This window comes from Alkalilimnicola ehrlichii MLHE-1, assembly GCF_000014785.1.
GTDB lineage: Bacteria > Pseudomonadota > Gammaproteobacteria > Nitrococcales > Halorhodospiraceae > Alkalilimnicola > Alkalilimnicola ehrlichii.
The window spans coordinates 277,212-296,016 of record NC_008340.1 but is presented as its reverse complement, the minus strand read 5'-3'; the positions used below and the strand labels follow the sequence as shown (position 1 = coordinate 296,016).

Genomic DNA, 18,805 nt, shown 5'->3' with positions numbered 1-18,805 from the left:
CGTCATCGCGAGGGCCGAAGGCTTTCCCCCGTCATCGCGAGGGCCGAAGGCCCGTGGCGATCCAGGGCGGTAGACTGCCGCGTCGGCTTCGCCTCCTCGCAGTGACGGTGGGGGCAACACCCCCGTCATCGCGAGGGCCGAAGGCCCGCGGCGATCCAGAGCGGTGGACTGCCGCGTCGGCTTCGCCTCCTCGCAGTGACGGTGGGGGCAACACCCCCGTCATCGCGAGGGCCGAAGGCCCGCGGCGATCCAGAGGGGTAGACTGCCGCGTCGGCTTCGCCTCCTCGCAGTGACGGTGCCTTTGTGGGTGGGGGCACTTCCCGCAGTGGCGGTTGTGGGGGGTGGCATTTCCCGCAGTGACGGTGGGGAAGGCCCGCGCGCAGCGACGTGGCAACCCAAGCCAACCTCGCGGCATTTTGTAACGGCCGGGTAGCACCGCGGCACAAAACCTTTGTAAGCTGCGCACATTCGAATCACCGAGGAGCGACCGATGAGCATTCAGGATTCCGATGCCGCCCTGCGCGACGACATTCGCCTACTCGGCGAGATGCTGGGCGACACCCTGAAGGAGCAGGAGGGCACGGATCTCTTCGACACCGTGGAGCGCATCCGCGCCCTGGCCAAACAGGCGCGCGCCGGGGATCAGGGCGCCGCCGAGGCCCTCGAGCAGGAGCTGGGCTCGCTGGATGAGCACCAGATCATGCCCGTCGCCCGCGCCTTCTCGCAGTTCCTCAACCTGGCCAACATCGCCGAACAGCACCATCGCGTCCGGCGCAGCCGCGAGTGGGCGCGCAGCCCGGACGCCAGCCCGCTCAAGGGCTCGCTGGCCGAGGCCTTCCCCCGCCTGCTGCAGGGCGAGACCGACCCCGAGGCCCTCTACCACGCCGCCTGCGAGCTGGACATCGAGCTGGTCCTCACCGCCCACCCCACCGAGACCCAGCGCCGTACCATGCTGCAGAAGTACAACCGCATCGCCCGGCTGCTGGACGGCCGCGACCGGTTGGACCTGACCCCCGACGAAACCGAGGAGGTCACCGCCGGCCTGCGCCGGGAGATCATCGGTGCCTGGCAGAGCGACGAGATCCGCCGCCGCCGGCCCACGCCGGTGGACGAGGCGCGCTGGGGCCTGGCGGTAATGGAACAAGTGCTCTGGGACGCCGTCCCCCGTTATCTGCGCAACCTCGACCGCAGTCTGCGCGAGCACACCGGACGCGCCCTGCCGCTGGACGCCGCCCCCATCCGCTTCGGCTCCTGGATGGGCGGTGACCGAGACGGCAATCCCAACGTCACCGCCCGGGTCACCCGGGAGGTCTGCCTGGCCGGCCGCTGGATGGCCGCCACCCTGTACGAAAAGGAAATCCAGACCCTCATCAACACCCTGTCCATGACCCGCTGTGACCAGGCCCTGCGCGAGCTGGTGGGCGACGCCTGGGAGCCCTACCGGGTGCTGCTCAAACGCCTGCGGGCCCGGTTGCGCCTGACCCAGCGCTGGGTGGAAGCCCGCCTGGCCGGCAAGCGCCCGCCCGAGGGCGAAGTGCTACTGGACAAGGAGGACCTACTGCGGCCGCTGCTGACCTGCTACCACTCGCTCCACCGCTGCGGCGCTGGCCAGGTGGCCGAGGGCGAGTTGCTGGACACTATTCGCCGGGTCTCCTGCTTCGGCCTCACCCTCACCCGGCTCGACATCCGCCAGCACGCCGACCGCCACGCCGACGCCCTCTCCGAGATCACCAGCGCCCTGGGCCTGGGCCGCTACGACCAGTGGGACGAGGAGGCCCGTCAGCGCTGGCTATTGAGCGAGCTGGCCAGCCGCCGGCCGCTGATCCCGGACGACCTGGAACCGGGCGAGGAGGCCGCCGAGGTCCTCGAGACCTGCCGCACCCTGGCCGAGCTGGGCAGCGACGGCCTGGGCGCCTACATCATTTCCATGGCCGAACACCCCTCCGACATCCTCGCGGTGGAGCTGCTGCAAAAGGCCTGCGGTGTCACCCAACCGCTGCGCAGCGTCCCGCTGTTCGAGACCCGGGACACCCTGCAGAACGCCGCCGAGACCATGCGGGTACTGTTCGAACAGCCCTGGTATCGCGACCGGATCGGCGGCCACCAGGAGATCATGATCGGCTACTCCGACTCGGGCAAGGATGCCGGGCACCTCACCGCTGCCTGGACCCTCTACCAGGCCCAGGAGGCCCTGGTGGCCCTGGCCGAGGAAAACGGCATCCAACTCACTCTGTTCCACGGCCGGGGCGGTTCCATCGGCCGCGGCGGCGGTCCCACCCACGCCGCCGTGCTCTCACTGCCGCCCGGTTCGGTCAAGGGCACCCTGCGGGTCACCGAACAGGGCGAAGTCATCCAGTCCAAGTTCGGCCTGCCCGGCATCGCCCTGCGCAACCTCGAGATCTACACCGCCGCGGTGCTGGAGGCCACCCTGCAGCCGCCGGCCGAACCGCGGCCCGAATGGCGCGAGGTGATGGACCGGCTCAGCGACACCGCCTGCGGGGCCTACCGCGGGCTGGTCAAGGAGACACCAGAGTTCATCGAGTACTTCCAGGCCGCCACCCCGGTGCGCGAGATCGGCCAGCTGGCCATCGGCAGCCGTCCGGCCAAGCGCAACCAGAAGGCGCTCACCGTCGACAACCTGCGGGCCATCCCCTGGATCTTCGCCTGGACCCAGACCCGCCTGATGCTGCCCGCCTGGCTGGGCGTGGGCGATGCGCTGAGCGAGGCGCTGGAGGAGGACCTAGGCGACACCCTGCGGGAGATGTTCCAGCAGTGGCCCTTCTTCGAGGCCTTCCTGGACATGGTGGAGATGGTCCTGGCCAAGGGCGACCCGGGCGTGGCCAGCCTCTACGACCGCCGCCTGGTGCCGGAAGAGCTCCACGGCATGGGCGAGCAGCTGCGCGGGCGCTACCGCAAGACCCTGGACGCCGTGCTTAGCGTCACCGGGCACGAACGGCCGCTGGCCGACTTCCCGGTAGTCCGCCGCGCGGTGGACGTGCGCAACCCCTACGTGGACCCGCTCAACCTGCTGCAGGCCGAGCTGCTCTACCGCAGCCGCCTGTGCGACGATGAACAGCTCCGCCGCGTGCTCATGGTGGCCATCAACGGCATCGCCGCCGGCATGCGCAACACCGGGTAGAGACCTTGGCCATGACCGACACCACCGACCACAAGACCCGCTTCATCGAGTTCGCCCTGGAGCGCGAGGTGCTGCGCTTCGGCGACTTCACCCTCAAGTCCGGGCGCCAGAGCCCCTACTTCTTCAACACCGGGCTGTTCAACAGCGGCCAGGCCCTGGCCCGGCTCGGTCAGCACTATGCCCAGGCCCTGGTGGACTCGGGGCTCGAGTTCGACATGGTGTTCGGCCCCGCCTACAAGGGCATCCCGCTGGCCGCCTCGCTCTCCATCGCCCTGGCCGAACACCACGGCCGGGACGTCCCCTACGCCTTCGACCGCAAGGAGGCCAAGACCCACGGCGAGGGCAACAACCTGGTGGGCGCCCCGCTGCGCCGCCGGGTGCTGATCATCGACGACGTCATCTCCTCCGGCATGTCCGTGCGCGGCGCGGTGGACCTAATCCGCGAGCACGGGGCGCAGCCGGCCGGGGTGATCATCGCCCTGGACCGCCAGGAACGCGGCGAGGGTGAGCAGTCGGCGGTCCAGGAGGTGGAGCGCGGGCTCGACCTGCCCGTGGTCAACATCATCTGCCTGGACGACCTGGAGGCCTGGCTGGCACGCACCGGCCGGCACGAGGACGATCTGCAACGCATCCGTGCCTACCGCAACCGCTACGGGGTGCAATAATGGCGAAAGGACGTGGACACTACGCAGGCCTGGCCATGGCATTGGGCATGCTGACAGCCACCGGCTGCAGCGGCAATGACGCCCCGGACCGCCCGGACGCTCCACCGCCGCCGCAGGCGGAGTCGGAGACCGGGCTGCCCGAGGGCGCGGTGAAGGTGGGCGAGAACCTCTACATGATCCCCGTCGGGGTCACCGAGGACGGCTACCACCAGTACACCCCCCACACCACCGCGCCCGACCGGGTGGTGACCACGCTGATCCACTACCCGGACGGCGAGGGAGGGTTCACCTCGAACAAGCGCGAGGCCGTGCGCGGCCCGGCGGAACCCGACGGATAGCGCCCCGACCCCGTCCCATCCGCGCCAATAGTGTGCGGTCTCGCACATTGCGGCTTTGGCCAGCGTAGTACCATGGTGACGTATTTTGACACCCCGCCCGCGTCAGCCGAGGGACTGGACCATGGCCGCACCACAAGTGCTCGTGGTGGACGACGAACCGGACATCCGCGACCTGCTGGGCATCACCCTGCGCCGCATGGGCATCAACTGCCGCACCGCCGCCAGCCTGCGCGAGGCGCGGGACCGGCTGCAGGAACAGGCCTACGATCTCTGCCTGACAGACATGCGCCTGCCGGATGGCAACGGCATCGAACTGGTCCGCTACATCCAGAAGCGCTTCCCCGACATGCCCACCGCGGTGATCACCGCCTACGGCAATATGGACACCGCCGTGGAGGCCATGAAGGCCGGTGCCTTCGACTTCGTCCCCAAACCGCTGGACGTCGACACCCTGCGCCAGGTGGTCAACCAGGCCCTCAAGCTGGGACCGGAAAGCGCCATCGACCGCCGCTCCCGCGACGTGCTGCTGGGCGACTCCGAGGCCATGCGCCGGATCCGCGGCATGATCGTCAAACTGGCCCGCAGCCAGGCACCGGTCTACATCCAAGGCCCCTCCGGCACCGGCAAGGAGCTGGTCGCCCGCCTGATCCACGACAAGGGCCCGCGCCGTGACGGCCCCTTCGTGCCCGTCAACTGTGGCGCCATCCCCTCCGAGCTGATGGAGTCGGAGTTCTTCGGCCACAAAAAGGGCGCCTTCACCGGAGCCCACGCCGACCACAAGGGGCTGTTCCAGACCGCCGAAGGCGGCACCCTGTTTCTGGATGAGGTGGCCGAGCTGCCCCTGCCTATGCAGGTCAAACTACTCCGGGCCATTCAGGAGAAACGGGTGCGCCCGGTGGGGGCCAGCAAGGAGGTCCCGGTGGACGTACGCATCCTTTCCGCCACCCACCAGGATCTGGCCCGCCGGGTGGCGGAAGGCGCCTTCCGCGAGGACCTCTACTACCGGCTGAACGTCATCCCGCTCTCCATCCCACCCCTGCGCGAGCGCCCCGAAGACATCCCCCCGCTGATCGATCACCTGCTGGAAAAGATGGTGGGCGACGACCCGGAACTACGACCGCGCCTGACCACCGACGCCCTGCGCGCCCTGCAGCGCCACCCCTTTCGGGGCAATGTGCGGGAGTTGGAGAACATCCTGGAACGGGCGCTGACGCTGGCCGACGAAGGCGTCATCGACGTGGAGGACCTGCACCTGCCGGACGGCGACGCCTCCGCCCCGGCACAGCAGAACAGTGAGTTGGCGATCCCCGAACCGGATGAGGGCTTCGAGCTGGAAGGCTACCTGCAGGACCTGGAGCGCACCGCCATCCAGCGGGCCCTGGCCAAGACCAACGGCAATAAGACCGCCGCCGCCAACCTGCTGGGCATCAGCTTCCGCTCCCTGCGCTACAAGCTGAAAAAGCTGGAAATGGAGTAGCCGCTGCGCCGAACGCGGTGAATGGCCTCACGTAGGCTATACTTTTGACGCATTCAACACGGCTGGCAACAAGCCGAAGGAGCGCGGAGGAGATGAAACTACAATCACTTGCCCGAACGTCAGCCCTTCTGGTATTGACCGGCGGACTCGCACTGGCGGCCGGCAGCGCCACGGGCGTGGAACGCATCTCGGCACCGGAAGACGCCAAGGTCTATTTCATCAGCCCACAGGACGGTGACACCGTCGAAAGCCCGGTCCACGTGCAGATGGGGCTGCGCGGCATGGGTGTGGCCCCGGCTGGCCTGGAGGCCGACAACACCGGCCACCATCACCTGCTGATCAACAAGCCGCTGGACGAAATCGACCTGGATGGGTCATTACCCTTCACCGATCAAACGCGCCACTTCGGTGGTGGCCAGACCGAGGGCAAGATCGAACTCGAACCCGGCACCCACACCCTGCAACTGCTGTTCATGGACTACCGCCACATCAGCTTTGACCCACCGGTCGTCTCCGAGACGATTCAGATCACCGTCGAATAGTCGCGTCCCACGGGCGGCGGGCTTTATCGCGCCCGCCGCCCGTGAGCACCGCGGCTGCGGGACGACCCGCTCACACCGCCTCAGCGTAAGCCGAGCCAGCCCTGCTTGATCACTGAGCACCGCCACGAAACCCACCAACCGATCTGGCAGTGCAAGACCAGGAGCGCACCACCATCCAGCGGCCCCTGGCCAAGACCAACGGCTACAAGTTCAACGGCGCACGCCAGCCACCCCACTCCGCGATACCCGATGGCCCATCCCCATCGTCGTCGTCTTCCTCATCCCAGATCTCGCCGGCACGTCGCAAGGCCTCGGCACTATAGAAGAAACTGGTATTGCCAGCAGTATCCAGGGCCGACTCCAGGGGCTCACCCTGTTCATCAAAACCCGGAATCGAGATAACACTGCCGATGATCGCTGAGGTCCCGCCCGTTACCGTACCCCCACCTCGAACCAGAACCAACCCTGAGAAACAGGAGTTTCCGTCCAGGTTTAATGATCCGCCTTCCAGAATAACAATCCCGCCGAAGCCGGACTGCCCCTCACCGCTGAACGTGATCTCATCCCCTTCCCCGGCATAGTAGATCCCCTCCTCATACGCACCCACAGCATGGCTGCTGGGTTCCCTGCCCTGAACCAGGCTATTGATAAGCTGATTAAACTCATTCACTGCATGCGCTGTACTGTGGCCGTAAGTCGCCTCGTAGTGGGTTGAGTTATCAATCACATCCGGGCTACCGATAATTCCAGAGGGCCCTCCACCGCCACCACCGCCCGGCGGCCCCCCTCTACCACCCCCGCCACCAGCACCTGGCCTGTCACTGATATCACCCTCCGGTACGATGGCCCCTGCGACATCCTGCCTGACATCCGCATCTGCGAAATCACGGGTGTGAGCACCCTGTATCCCGCAGTTTTCCCCTTGGGTCAGGTCCGGGGCGGTATAGTCCCGACCATCGATGCCATAGTCCGCCGCGCCCGGACCAGGGCTCACATCACACTCTGCCCCAAAACACGAAACCGCCGCGTTGGAGTTAAAACCGCCCGCTCTTTCGTCCCCTTCGTCACCTTCACCCAAAACGTTCAACCGGACATTCATAGCCAGGACCTGACGCGCACCGGTCGCGTGGACCGCATTGGCTGTCAACTCTAAGGTATTGGTATCAGGATCGATGACCAGTCCGCATTCAGCCTCCAGGTTTGGCATATCGTCACTGTTGTCGAGCACGCAGTTAAGCTGCCTGACCAGGTCCGCCTCGGCCTCAAGGAACGCATCCTGTAACGTGCTTTGCCCACCCGCCATGCGTTCCTGCAGTACAGAGCCCTGCATCGCGGTGACACCCACGAGGGAGAGCACCGCCAGGAGGACCAGGCTCATCATCAGGGCAATACCGCGCTGCCGGTCCGCCAAATGTCCAAATGCCGTATCGCTCATTGACGGTTCTCCCAAGCCCTCAATCAACTGCTGAGTTACACTGCCACCCTTGAAACCCAATCAATCATTCCAGCAAGCGCTGAAAGATCCGGTTTCGCAAGCCTACCGTGACCTCGACTGGGCGCGTCTGCTCATCCACCCATTGCTGCCCGAATTCGAGACGAAGCCCGATGACGTCATCGAGCGCCTCGCTGCCATCAAACCACCCCGAATCCGGATCATCCTCGACCTCGTAATCGCCGTCCTGATTGTCATCGACCATCAACGCCACTACGGTCAACGCATTTAAACCGAAGGCGATAGGTGTCTCACCGTCGTCATCCTCACAAATCAAAAGGGGCTCGCCAGTGGGGGTTCCAACGAAGAAGCTTTTCTCTGCCTCGTCACCCTCCGCCAGATCATCACCCCGACAGGACTGGGCCTCTCCATCGTCGAACACCTGATATCGAACGGTAATACGATGCCCTCTTGCTGCATCTGGGGCCGCTTCCACTTCCAAACCGGGATTGACAACACCGAAGTCACCTCCCCCAGCGCTAACCTGTCGTAGTTCACGCACCAGGAAGTTCACCGCGTAGCGCAGGGACTCCTGCGACCGGTCAACCTCCCGCTGGCGCTCAAAACTCGCCATAGCGTTCACGAAGACGGCAACCACTCCGCCCACTAACAGCGTCCCGATCAGGAGCCCGATCATGAGCTCCACCAAGGAGAACCCTTTGTGCCGCCTGTAAGAATAACGAGTCATGGACCACCTCATAACTGGTCGAGATCCGGCAACACGAAAGCGTGCACAAATTGCATGTCGTCACGATCACCGAAGACGCCGCCCGCGTTGCCATCCCATTCAACGATCAAATCGCAGTCTGGGAATGCACCGGTGACGCGGATGCCCGCCCCGGCAAGATAATCCACCTCACCCGCCCAAAAAGGATGGGGAGCTCCCTCCAGACCAGTGACTTGGTCCCAGTCGCAGTCGTCCAACTGGCCTCCAGCAGCCTCAATCCACGCTCTCTCGTTGACATCCAAAGCGAGAATAGCCGCCATGGTGTTTTGATTGGCATCCGTGCTCGCGCGCAACGACTGGAGCACCAGGCTGCCTATCCCAAGCACACCAATAGCGATAATGACCAGCGCCACCAATGCCTCTATAAGCGTAAAGCCTCGATTCCCGATCATTGTCCGGCACTGCCACATGTCTGACGAGAAATACCACACGGCGTCAATCCTCCACACGCTCAACCCTCGAGGCCCCTGACCCGAGCAAACTAATCCGTCTCATATCGATACTCTGGATCCCCGATGAAATGGTGATTGTGCGCATCCCCTGCGCGCCATTCACCTGGCCATTGACTAGAAACGTCAAACGCCCTGGAAAGTCCGCCTCAACGTTTAGGCGCTCGTCCAGAGACACACGCCGCAGCTCATCTGGATCATTACCGCTCCAACCATCGCAACTGGCACCCAAAACCACGTAAGCTCCCTCTGACCAACCACCATTCAATGGACACAGGCTGACTACTTCCTGGCGGCGTGATGCCTCGGAGCGAGCGTACTGCAGCACACCCTGGAAGGCATTGGTGTTGGAGACCACCCGATTGTTCTCAACCAAGTGCTGGAAGCTTGGTACAGCAATGCCAAGCAGAACGGCTGCCACAAACAGGGTGACAAGCAGCTCTACGAGCGTGAACCCCGGACTGGGGATATTGATTCGGCTGCGCGTCGGCACGATGAGTTGGTCCTGTGGCTAGTTGGAAATGGGGCCGAATTGTCCCGGTTACCGCAGGATGGACCCCGCGCTGAGCAATGATGCAGAGATCGGACCAAAAAAACCAAGAAGCGCACTCAATAAATGAAAGCACCACGGCAGGACTCGCCGGATTCACGTGTTCCTGTCGCCAATCGTTACCAGTAGAAAAGCCTGATGAAGGAAAGCACGTGCAGCAACATTGACGCTACACGCCACCGATGACGCAAATGGTCACCCCATCGCGTCACCCATCACGGCAATGTGAACGATTCACGCCACCCCCTAACTCAGTCGGATTCGCAGCCTGTCACGTAGCGTTGCGCGACATCCGTCTGGCACGACCAGCCACCGGAATCAAAGTCATAGACATAGCGGACATTCTTGCCGTCCAATAGCCAGTTGACATCCTGGCCGTTCAGACCGAACTCGTATTCAAGGGTCCAGGTCCCCTGCTCATTGCCGTCGAACCCCCTCTCAATGAGCCCGCCAAAGCCGCCCACCATTTGCATTCCCAGGTCATCCTCCAGACTCGAGAATGACTCCCCGCGCTGCAGGCGCTCGGCAACGGCCGTCTTGGCCATACCGGTCAGGGACAGGCCATCCGCAAACTGAGCGCGTGCGACATAGCCCATGTAGGACGGTATCGCGATGGCTGCAAGGATGCCGATGATCGCGACGACCATCATCAGCTCAATCAGTGTGAACCCCCGCTGCTTCTGGCTCATAACTCCCCCTTATCGTGGGAGATAACCAGCAGGTTCTGTGCCAAGGTAGATTTGCTGGCGCAGCCGGTCGCACGTCAACCAGTCGGGCACCTCCACGGCCCCAAGCATCGCCCGGTGGCTGCGCCAGGGCCAATCGGCAGCATCATTGACCATTTCCGCTCGCACCGGATTCAGCGCCACATAGCGGGCCAGTTCGAGCAGATAATCCCCTTTTTCAACCAGGATGGCCTTGTAGCGGCCCTGAAAGACAGGCCCGACACGCCGGTGCGTCCGGCTCACGAACTGAGTGTAAACCCCGTTGAGGTAGCGCATACCCTTGGCGTTCACACCCGCCTTGCACAGGCGGCACGACCCGCTCAGCATAACGGGATGGAATTGCCGACGCATGACCCACACGGCCTGGCCAACCAGCTCACACCGTTGCTTACGGATGAGCCTGCCGTCATCTACGCTTATCTTTTCGGCAGCGTCGCTCGCGGTGACGCAGGCCCCCGAAGCGACGTGGACATCGCTGTGCTCACCCCGGATGAGATCGAGCCGGGGCTTCTCAAACCCCTTACCCGATTGAAGCTGAATCTGGAAGATGCGCTCGGCCGCAGGGTAGACCTGGTGCACCTGAACCAGGTACCGCCGGACCTTGTTCACCGTGTGCTGCGCGACGGTCTGTTACTGATCGACAAGGCGCCGAACAGGCGAGTCGCGTTCGAAGTGCAGTCGCGGAACGAGTATTGGGACTTGCTGCCAATCCTGAACGAATACCGGGGCGCGCGAGGCAACAGCTAAAGTATCCATTTCTGCCCTGCCAGAAGAAAAGCCCCGGCTGTTACACCGGGGCTCTCAAGGCTAGGGCCGGGAGTTAGGACCCGAAATCAACTGCCAGCAATCAACTCGTTCCCTCAGCCAATGTGGCAGTGCAAGACCTCACCCCTAGCTCTGACCCCCACTTGCTTAGTCACAGCCCCGCGGGAGGAAACGGTCTTCTATACCATCGCTCTGGCAGCTCCAAGAACCTTGTGCAGTTCTTACGAGTGACAATGTTCCGTTTTGAAGATCAGCAGTGGCCTCAGTACTAAAGTCAAAATCAAGACCACCGTCGTCCGCTCTGAAAGACAGCGTACCGATGTCCGGTTCGTCACTTGCCATGCCGATAAAACCAGCATCCTCTGAATTAAATGAAGGGTCCACTCCTCGTTGAATAGCCTCCTCAAATGAGGTCCTCAGAGAAGAGAGCGTGCTCAACGCCGAAGATGCCTGAGACCGAGTAACATAATTCTGATACTGCGGAATCGCAATCGCCGCCAAAATACCGATGATCGCCACCACGATCATCAGCTCGATCAAAGTAAAACCCTGTTGCTTTTGCATGGTCGTTCTCCCGTAGAGTCGACTTTTAACTATCCACCCGTCGCCGGGCGCGTATGACGCGGGAGGATGCCCTCCCCTCAACGTTTACCAATGCAAAAGTATTGCCAACTCAGGCGCGGCCAGGCTCCATTCAGCCAAGCGCCCTCCAACTCACTGTTTTTAAACACCAACATTATCTCGCCGTCCGGCGAGGCCAATGCCTAAGGCGTCGCCTTTTCCCCTCTCAAAAAAGGGTCACTGCCCCTACCAGGCGCTACGGACTGCCGAAAAACGTCAGTTCCCACATCATTGCTTAAGGTTTTCGGCTGCGCTCTGGCCGGCGTGCGGGCACGTCGGGGTGAGGCCGGCCAAAGCGTTCTTTCAGCCTCCTTACTCCAGATGCAACGCATCCAGGTACTTCTCCGCGTCCAGCGCCGCCATGCAGCCGGTCCCGGCGGAGGTCACCGCCTGGCGATAGACGTGGTCCATCACATCCCCCGCCGCGAACACGCCCGGGATGCTGGTGGCGGTGGCGTTCCCGTTCAGCCCGCTCTTGACCACGATGTAGCCGCCGTTCATCTCCAGTTGGTCCTGGAACAGCCCGGTGTTGGGCGCGTGGCCGATGGCGATGAACACCCCGTGCACATCCACCTGGCGCGTCTCGCCGGTCTGGGTGTGTTTCAGCCGCAGGCCGGTGACGCCGGCGTCGTCGCCCAGCACCTCGTCCAGGTTGTGGTCCCAGACGATGCTCACCTTGCCCGCCTCCACCCGCTCCATCAGCTGGCGCTGCAGGATCTTCTCGGCGCGCAGGCTGTCGCGGCGGTGGACCAGGGTGACGTGGGAGGCGATGTTGGAGAGGTAGAGTGCTTCCTCGACGGCGGTGTTGCCGCCACCGATCACCGCCACCGGCTGGTTCTTGTAGAAGAAGCCGTCGCAGGTGGCGCAGGCGGAGACGCCCTTGCCCATGAAGGCCTGCTCGGAGTCCAGCCCCAGGTACTTGGCGGTGGCGCCGGTGGCGATGATCAGCGCATCGCAGGTGTAGCTGCCGGCGTCGCCCTCCAGGCGGAAGGGCTTCGCCTTGAGGTGGGCGGTGTGGATATGGTCGAAGACCACCTCGGTCTCGAAGCGCTCGGCGTGGCGTTTCATGCGCTCCATGAGCTCGGGGCCCTGCACGCCCTCGGCATCACCCGGCCAGTTGTCCACGTCGGTGGTGGTGGTGAGCTGGCCGCCCATTTCCAGGCCGGTGACCAGCACCGGGTTGAGGTTGGCGCGGGCGGCGTAGATGGCGGCGGTGTAGCCGGCGGGGCCGGAGCCGAGGATCAGCAGCTTGCAGTGTTTGGTCTCACTCATCAATGGCATCCTGTTCGCTGGGCGGCCGGGGCCGCATGGATGAATGCTGCATAGCCTAAGGGAGCGGGTGTCTCGCCGTCACCCTCCACGGCTACCTCCTCACCGGCTTCGGGTTACGCTGATTGGGCCGGCGGACGCCCTGTCGCAGGCCCGATTGGTTCATCGCCACATTATTCATTGCCACAAACGATAGCCAGCCACTATGAGCCGCAAGAAAACACACCGTCCCCACTGGGCCCGCGAAATGGACAATGTATTGGCCCTGCTCGCGCGACCGGACGACAACGTGCTTTTGCGCCAGCCCGATACCATTACCGACCATGTCCGGCGCCTGGTCACCCACCGCGGCGTAGCCCGGCAGCTCGTGAAGGAGGTGATGACCGCCTCCGGGGAATCGGCCGATCCCAGGTTGGCCCCTGCCCAGCTGCTGCACCTGCTCCTGGACGAGGCCCGTCGTATGGCCGAGGACGGCAAGCGGCGCGGCGAGGACTTCCTCGAGGCGGCAGACCGGGCGGTCGCGCTCAACGCCGACAAGGCCACGGCGCCGGGCATCGAGTGCCTGCTGGTGCTCTACCATCGCGCTGAGCTCGCCCCGCCGGAACGGGCTCATGCAACGCCTGGAGGAATTGCAGGAGCCTCTTGGCGGGCTCTCCGGAGAGCCCCGACTGGTGCTGCTGCCCGCCGATCTGACCAGCGACGAACTGCAGGCCTGGAGCCGCGGGTTTACCGAGGCCCTGGATGCCGGGCTGACCGCATGGGGCAAGCGGCGCCCGAAACGACAGGATGCACAGGTCCTTGCCGTGATCAAGGAAACAGCCGAGGGGCGCTCATCACTCGCCAACCCGGGGGCCATTATCCGGGACTGGCTTCGCGACAGGCTGGCGCGGCGGTAGCGGACCCACGATCCTATGCTGCGCCCTGGAAAGGTTGTCTGACCACGGTGGCCAGACCGGGCCATAGGGCTCTATAATTGGAAGGTGCAGTCGATTATTAATGACCGCCGGCGCACGGATTGACGCCCTGCCCTGACGCGGCCTGTGCGGTCCCGGTTGCACTGTTCTTGTGCGCCCCGGAAACACCCGACGGCGGTAATAATAAATCAAATCAGCACCCGACCCTCGATCCGACCCCAGAACCAGGACAACAAGCTCGGAGACACCATGTCCGACAACTTCCGCGACAACGCCCTCGAATACCACGAATTCCCCCGCCCCGGTAAGCTGCAGGTCGTGCCCACCAAGCCGCTGGCCAACCAGCGTGACCTGGCGCTGGCCTACTCGCCGGGCGTGGCGGCGGCCTGCGAGGAGATCGTCAACGATCCGCAGGCGGCTTCAAAGTACACCGCGCGGGGCAATATGGTGGCGGTGATCACCAACGGCACCGCCGTGCTCGGCCTGGGCAATATCGGCCCGCTGGCCTCCAAGCCGGTGATGGAGGGCAAGGGCGTCCTGTTCAAGAAGTTCGCCGGCATTGATGTCTTCGACATCGAGATCAATGAGCAGGACCCGGACAAGCTCACCGAGATCATCGCCAGCCTGGAGCCCACCTTCGGCGGCATCAACCTGGAGGACATCAAGGCCCCGGAGTGCTTCCAGGTGGAGTCCGCGCTGCGCAAGCGGATGAACATCCCGGTCTTCCACGACGACCAGCACGGCACCGCCATTATCACCGCCGCGGCGGTGCTCAACGGCCTGCGGGTGGTGGACAAGAAGATCGAGGACGTGAAGCTTTGTTGCTCCGGTGCCGGCGCGGCGGCCATCGCCTGCCTGGACATCCTGGTGTCCATGGGCATGAACAAGGAGAACATCTTCGTCGCCGACTCCAAAGGCATCGTCTACAAGGGCCGCAAGGAGTACATGGACGAGCGCAAGGAGGGCTACGCCCGCGAGACCTCCGCCCGCACCATGAAGGAGGTCATCGAGGGTGCCGACATCTTCCTCGGGCTGTCCGCACCCGGGGTGCTCAGCCAGGCGATGGTCAAGCAGATGGCCGACAGTCCCATCATCATGGCGCTGGCCAACCCGGTGCCGGAGATCCTGCCGGAGCTGGCCAAGGAGGCGCGCCCGGACGCCATCATCGCCACCGGTCGGTCGGACTACCCCAACCAGGTCAACAACGTGCTCTGCTTCCCCTTCATCTTCCGGGGGGCGCTGGACGTGGGTGCCACCACCATCAACGAGGAGATGAAGCTGGCCGCCGTCTATGCCATTGCCGATCTGGCCATGGCCGAATCCTCCGACGTGGTCACCGCCGCCTATGGCGGCAAGTCATTGCGGTTCGGCCCGGAGTACCTCATCCCCCGGCCCTTTGACCCGCGCTTGATCCTGAAGATCGCCCCGGCGGTGGCCAGGGCGGCCACGGAGAGCGGCGTGGCCACCCGGCCCATCGAGGACTTCGACGCCTACCACATGGAGCTGTCGCAGTTCGTCTTCCAATCGGGCCTGGTGATGAAGCCCATCTTCGAGCGGGCGCGCACCAACCCCAAGCGGGTGGTCTACACCGATGGCGAGGAGGAACGGGTACTGCGTGCCGTACAGGTGGTGGTGGACGACGGCCTGGCCAAGCCCATCCTGGTCGGCCGGCGCAAAGTGGTGGAGATGCGCATCAAGCGCCTGGGCCTGCGCCTGGAGATCGGCAAGAACGTGGATCTGGCCGACCCGGAGGACGATCCCCGCTACCGCGAGTACTGGCAGCTCTACCACTCCATCATGGAGCGGCGCGGTGTCACCCCGGCCCGGGCCCGCACCATCGTGCGCACCCGGACCACGGTGATCGGCGCACTGATGGTCCGGCGCGGCGAGGCGGACGCGCTCGTCGGCGGCAGTGTGGGCCGTTACCATCGGCAAATAGGGCACATCGAAAATGTGATCGGGCGCCGGGCGGGGGTGCGCAACATGGCGGCGATGAACGTGCTCATCCTGCCCAAGGGCACGTTCTTTATCGTGGACACCTACGTCAACCACGACCCCAACGCCCATCAGATCGCCGAGATGACCACCCTGGCCGCCGACGAGGTCCGACGCTTCGGCATTACCCCCAAGGTGGCCCTGCTATCGCACTCCAGCTTTGGCACCTCCAACGCCGAGAGCGCCCGGAAGATGCGGGACGCCCTGCAGCTGATCCGCGACGCCGACCCCGGCCTGGACGTGGAGGGCGAGATGCACGGCGATGCCGCGGTCTCGGAGGAGATCCGCAAGCGCATCTTCCCCAACAATGAGCTCAAGGGGCAGGCCAACCTGCTGGTCATGCCCACCCTGGACGCGGCCAATATCGCCTTCAACCTGCTGAAGGTGACCACCGACGGCGTCTCGGTGGGGCCCATCCTGCTCGGCTCGGCGCGACCGGCGCACATCCTGACGCCCTCCTCCACCGTGCGGGCGATCGTCAACATGAGCGCCCTGGCGGCCGTGGAGGCGACGATGGCCGAACCGGAGGCCACCCACGACGAGGAGCGGGACTACTCCGGCTACGAGGACGAGGAAGACGTGTAGGCCTTACCGGCGTCCCCCGCCATCGCGAGGGTCGCCCCCACCGTCACTGCGAACGCGGACCCACCCCCACCGTCACTGCGAGGAGGCGAAGCCGACGTGGCAGTCTACCGCTCTGGATCGCCACGGGCCTTCGGCCCTCGCGATGACGAGGGGAAAGCCTTCGGCCCCCGCGATGACGAGGGGAAAGCCTTCGCCCCTCCCGATGGCGGGGCGCGACGGCCGCCCGCATTACCCCTAAGCCTTGGTGGTTGCCCGCCGACCCCGCTCCCGCTACATTAGTCCCCGTTGCAAACCATGGGCTTACGCGCCCTTTCTTAGAGCTGTCATAAGGTCCATCCAACGGGCGGTGCCGCGACCGGAGCGCGCTGATGTCGGGCGAATTATCCATCACTCATCTTGTTCTCGAGGCCAGCCTGCTGGTGCAGCTGGTCATGCTGATTCTGGTGCTGGCCTCGGTCAGCTCCTGGGCGCTGATTTTTCTCAAGCGCGCCACCATCCGCAAGGCCCACGACGGGGCGGTGCACTTCGAGGAGCGTTTCTGGTCCGGCGGTAATCTGGCCGAGATCTACCGCCAGATCCGCGAGCCCCACCCGGATCACGGCGGGCTGGAGCGGATCTTCCGCTCCGGGTTCAAGGAGTTCACCCGGATGCGCAAGCAGACGGGCACCGCCCCCGGTACCATGGTGGAGGCCTCGCACCGGGCCATGCGGGTTTCCCTCTCCCGGGAGATGGACGACTTGGAACGCCACCTCCCCTTCCTGGCCACCGTCGGGTCGGTGAGCCCCTATGTGGGTCTGTTCGGTACCGTCTGGGGCATCATGAACAGCTTCCGCGCCCTGGGTGAGATGCAGCAGGCCACCCTCGCCACCGTGGCCCCGGGCATCGCCGAGGCCCTTATCGCCACCGCGCTGGGGCTGTTTGCGGCCATTCCGGCGGTCATCGCCTACAACCAGTACGCCAACCAGGTGGAACGGCTGATCAACCGCTACGAGACCTTCGTGGAGGAGTTCACCAGCATCCTGCAACGCAACACCCATGGGCCCACGGAATTCGCCGCCGGCCAGGCAGGCCACTGAGGAGGTCGCGCCGTGCCCTATTCCGCCAACCCCCAGGGCCACCGTACCCGGCGACGGCCGATGTCGGAGATCAACGTGGTCCCCTACATCGACGTCATGCTGGTGCTGCTGGTCATCTTCATGGTCACCGCACCGCTGCTCTACCAGGGCGTGGACGTGGACCTGCCCCAGGTGGACGCCCAGGCCGAGCAGGACCCGCCCCAGGAGCCGCTGATCGTTTCGGTGGATGCCGACGGTCGCTACTACCTGAACATGGCCGACGATCCGGAAGCACCGCTGGACAGGGGTGAACTTTCCCGTGCGGTCATGGCCATATTGACGGACAGCCCCGACAAGCGGGTGCTGGTCAACGGCGACAGCAACGTGCCCTACGGCGACGTGGTATCGGTGATGGTGCGGCTACGCGATGCCGGGGCGGCGGGTGTCGGGCTGATGACCCGCAGGCCGGACGGCGAGGGCTGACATGACGCCTCCTGAGCGGCCCAAGGGGGCGCGACAGACACCCCCGGTCCGGCCGGGCCGTTACGTTGCGGCCTCGATCCTGCTGCACGTACTCATCTTCGGGCTCTTTTTCGCCAATGTCTCGCTGCTGCCCCAGGCCACCGAGGAGCATGCCGGCGACGGCGAGATTATCGAGGCGTTCGCGGTGGATGAAGAGGTGGCCATGGCCCCCATCCGCGAGCGCGAGGCCGCCGAGGAAGAGGCCCGCCGTCAGGCCGAGGAGGAACGCCGGCGCCAGGAGGAGGAACAACGCCGGCGGGAGGCGGAGCGCCGCGAGCAGGAGCGGCTGGAACAGCAGCGGCGCGAGGAGGCCGAACAGGCGCGGCGCGAGGCCGAGGAGCAGGCCCGGCGCGAAGAGGAGCGCCGCCAGCAGGAAGAGGCCGAGCGACTGCGCCGCGAGGAGGAACAGCGGCGCCAGGAGGAAGAGGAACGCCGGCGCCAGGAGGAAGAACGGCGGCGTCAGGAAGAGGAAGAACGTCAGCGCCAGGAGGAAGAGCGCCGGCGCCAGGAAGAGCTGGAGCGTCAGCGCCAGGAGGAAGAACGTCGGCGCCAGGAAGAGGCAGAACGGCAGCGTCAGGAGGAAGAACGCCGCCGGCAGGAGGAGCTGGAGCGCCAGCGCCAGGCCGAGGAGCGCGCCCGCCAGGAGGCCATCGAGGCCGAGCGCCGCGCCCGCGAGGTGCAACAGACGGTGGGCAGTTACGCCGGCCGGATCAGCGCCGAGCTGCGCCGCGCCTGGGTTCGCCCCAGCGGCACCCCGGCCGGCCTGGAGGCCCTGGTGCGCATCCGCCTGTCCCGCCACGGCGACGTGCAGGAGGTGACCATCACCCGCGGCAGCGGCAACGACGCCTTTGACGCCTCGGTGGTCCGGGCCGCTTACCGCGCCGCGCCGCTGCCCATGCCCGATGACGACGACGCCAACCGAGAGCTGCGCGAACGCACCTACCGCTTCGCGCCGGACCGATGATCAGCACAGGT

20 protein-coding genes are annotated in these 18,805 nt (G+C 64.9%); 11 read left to right on the top strand and 9 right to left on the bottom strand.

The features are described from left to right. Positions 1-490 precede the first annotated feature (490 nt). The 5 genes from ppc to MLG_RS01285 all read left to right on the top strand — a co-directional run bounded on the left by ppc (position 491) and on the right by MLG_RS01285 (position 6,161). Positions 491-3,139, top strand: coding sequence for a phosphoenolpyruvate carboxylase (gene ppc, locus MLG_RS01305; RefSeq protein ID WP_011628012.1), 2,649 nt, complete (start codon positions 491-493; stop codon positions 3,137-3,139). Between the two features lie 11 nt (positions 3,140-3,150). After that, positions 3,151-3,804: an orotate phosphoribosyltransferase gene (gene pyrE / locus MLG_RS01300; RefSeq protein ID WP_041717861.1), complete on the top strand. Its 654-nt coding sequence runs from the start codon at positions 3,151-3,153 to the stop codon at positions 3,802-3,804. Then, complete coding sequence (locus MLG_RS01295; protein WP_011628010.1) at positions 3,804-4,142, top strand: hypothetical protein; 339 nt, start codon at positions 3,804-3,806, stop codon at positions 4,140-4,142. The genes pyrE and MLG_RS01295 overlap by 1 nt, the downstream gene beginning before the upstream one ends. 121 nt (positions 4,143-4,263) lie before the next feature. Next, entirely contained in the window at positions 4,264-5,619 is a 1,356-nt protein-coding gene (locus tag MLG_RS01290; RefSeq protein WP_011628009.1) for a sigma-54-dependent transcriptional regulator, read from the top strand. Positions 5,620-5,711: 92 nt separating this feature from the next. Then, positions 5,712-6,161 carry a DUF4399 domain-containing protein gene (locus tag MLG_RS01285; protein ID WP_011628008.1) on the top strand — a complete coding sequence of 150 codons (450 nt, stop codon included), beginning with the start codon at positions 5,712-5,714 and terminating at the stop codon, positions 6,159-6,161. A gap of 202 nt (positions 6,162-6,363) precedes the next feature. On the opposite strand, the gene MLG_RS14630 is transcribed toward MLG_RS01285, so the two are convergent. From MLG_RS14630 to MLG_RS01260, 6 genes are all read right to left on the bottom strand, one after another. Next, positions 6,364-7,596 (bottom strand): pilus assembly PilX N-terminal domain-containing protein, encoded by a 1,233-nt coding sequence (locus tag MLG_RS14630; protein ID WP_011628007.1) that lies wholly within the window; start codon positions 7,594-7,596, stop codon positions 6,364-6,366. A gap of 64 nt (positions 7,597-7,660) precedes the next feature. Beyond that, the gene (locus MLG_RS01275) at positions 7,661-8,341 is read right to left on the bottom strand and encodes a PilW family protein (protein ID WP_011628006.1); all 681 of its coding nucleotides are present in this window, start codon (positions 8,339-8,341) and stop codon (positions 7,661-7,663) included. Positions 8,342-8,349: 8 nt separating this feature from the next. After that, positions 8,350-8,811, bottom strand: a complete 462-nt coding sequence (gene pilV, locus MLG_RS01270) for a type IV pilus modification protein PilV (protein ID WP_083761810.1) — start codon at positions 8,809-8,811, stop codon at positions 8,350-8,352. A 4-nt stretch (positions 8,812-8,815) separates the two neighbouring features. Continuing rightward, a complete protein-coding gene (locus MLG_RS15030) occupies positions 8,816-9,322 on the bottom strand; it encodes a GspH/FimT family pseudopilin (protein ID WP_011628004.1) in 507 nt (168 codons plus the stop codon). A gap of 308 nt (positions 9,323-9,630) precedes the next feature. Further along, positions 9,631-10,068 carry a pilin gene (locus MLG_RS01265; protein ID WP_011628003.1) on the bottom strand — a complete coding sequence of 146 codons (438 nt, stop codon included), beginning with the start codon at positions 10,066-10,068 and terminating at the stop codon, positions 9,631-9,633. A gap of 9 nt (positions 10,069-10,077) precedes the next feature. Further along, positions 10,078-10,380: a hypothetical protein gene (locus MLG_RS01260; RefSeq protein WP_049753498.1), complete on the bottom strand. Its 303-nt coding sequence runs from the start codon at positions 10,378-10,380 to the stop codon at positions 10,078-10,080. Between the two features lie 57 nt (positions 10,381-10,437). Here MLG_RS01260 and mntA point away from each other — a divergent pair, with 57 nt between their 5' ends. Next, a complete protein-coding gene (gene mntA, locus MLG_RS01255) occupies positions 10,438-10,851 on the top strand; it encodes a type VII toxin-antitoxin system MntA family adenylyltransferase antitoxin (RefSeq protein ID WP_011628001.1) in 414 nt (137 codons plus the stop codon). Positions 10,852-11,016: 165 nt separating this feature from the next. On the opposite strand, the gene MLG_RS15025 is transcribed toward mntA, so the two are convergent. The 3 genes from MLG_RS15025 to MLG_RS01240 all read right to left on the bottom strand — a co-directional run bounded on the left by MLG_RS15025 (position 11,017) and on the right by MLG_RS01240 (position 13,372). Next, positions 11,017-11,433: a pilin gene (locus MLG_RS15025; RefSeq protein ID WP_041717857.1), complete on the bottom strand. Its 417-nt coding sequence runs from the start codon at positions 11,431-11,433 to the stop codon at positions 11,017-11,019. A 369-nt stretch (positions 11,434-11,802) separates the two neighbouring features. Further along, a complete protein-coding gene (gene trxB / locus MLG_RS01245) occupies positions 11,803-12,762 on the bottom strand; it encodes a thioredoxin-disulfide reductase (protein ID WP_011627999.1) in 960 nt (319 codons plus the stop codon). 91 nt (positions 12,763-12,853) lie between these two features. Beyond that, a complete protein-coding gene (locus MLG_RS01240; RefSeq protein ID WP_041717856.1) occupies positions 12,854-13,372 on the bottom strand; it encodes a hypothetical protein in 519 nt (172 codons plus the stop codon). Between MLG_RS01240 and MLG_RS01235 the strand changes: the two genes are divergently transcribed. The 5 genes from MLG_RS01235 (at position 13,371) to tolA (ending at position 18,794) form a co-directional block, all read left to right on the top strand. Then, complete coding sequence (locus MLG_RS01235) at positions 13,371-13,655, top strand: hypothetical protein (protein WP_011627998.1); 285 nt, start codon at positions 13,371-13,373, stop codon at positions 13,653-13,655. The two genes, MLG_RS01240 and MLG_RS01235, sit on opposite strands and share 2 nt — an antisense overlap. A 267-nt stretch (positions 13,656-13,922) precedes the next feature. Then, positions 13,923-16,253 (top strand): NADP-dependent malic enzyme, encoded by a 2,331-nt coding sequence (locus tag MLG_RS01230; protein WP_011627997.1) that lies wholly within the window; start codon positions 13,923-13,925, stop codon positions 16,251-16,253. Between the two features lie 368 nt (positions 16,254-16,621). Then, positions 16,622-17,329, top strand: a complete 708-nt coding sequence (gene tolQ, locus MLG_RS01225) for a protein TolQ (protein ID WP_011627996.1) — start codon at positions 16,622-16,624, stop codon at positions 17,327-17,329. A 60-nt stretch (positions 17,330-17,389) separates the two neighbouring features. After that, on the top strand, positions 17,390-17,791 hold the full coding sequence (tolR, locus tag MLG_RS01220) for a protein TolR (RefSeq protein ID WP_041718166.1): 402 nt from the start codon (positions 17,390-17,392) through the stop codon (positions 17,789-17,791). 1 nt (position 17,792) lies between these two features. Next, positions 17,793-18,794 carry a cell envelope integrity protein TolA gene (gene tolA, locus MLG_RS01215; protein ID WP_011627994.1) on the top strand — a complete coding sequence of 334 codons (1,002 nt, stop codon included), beginning with the start codon at positions 17,793-17,795 and terminating at the stop codon, positions 18,792-18,794. The last annotated feature ends 11 nt before the right edge of the window (positions 18,795-18,805 follow it).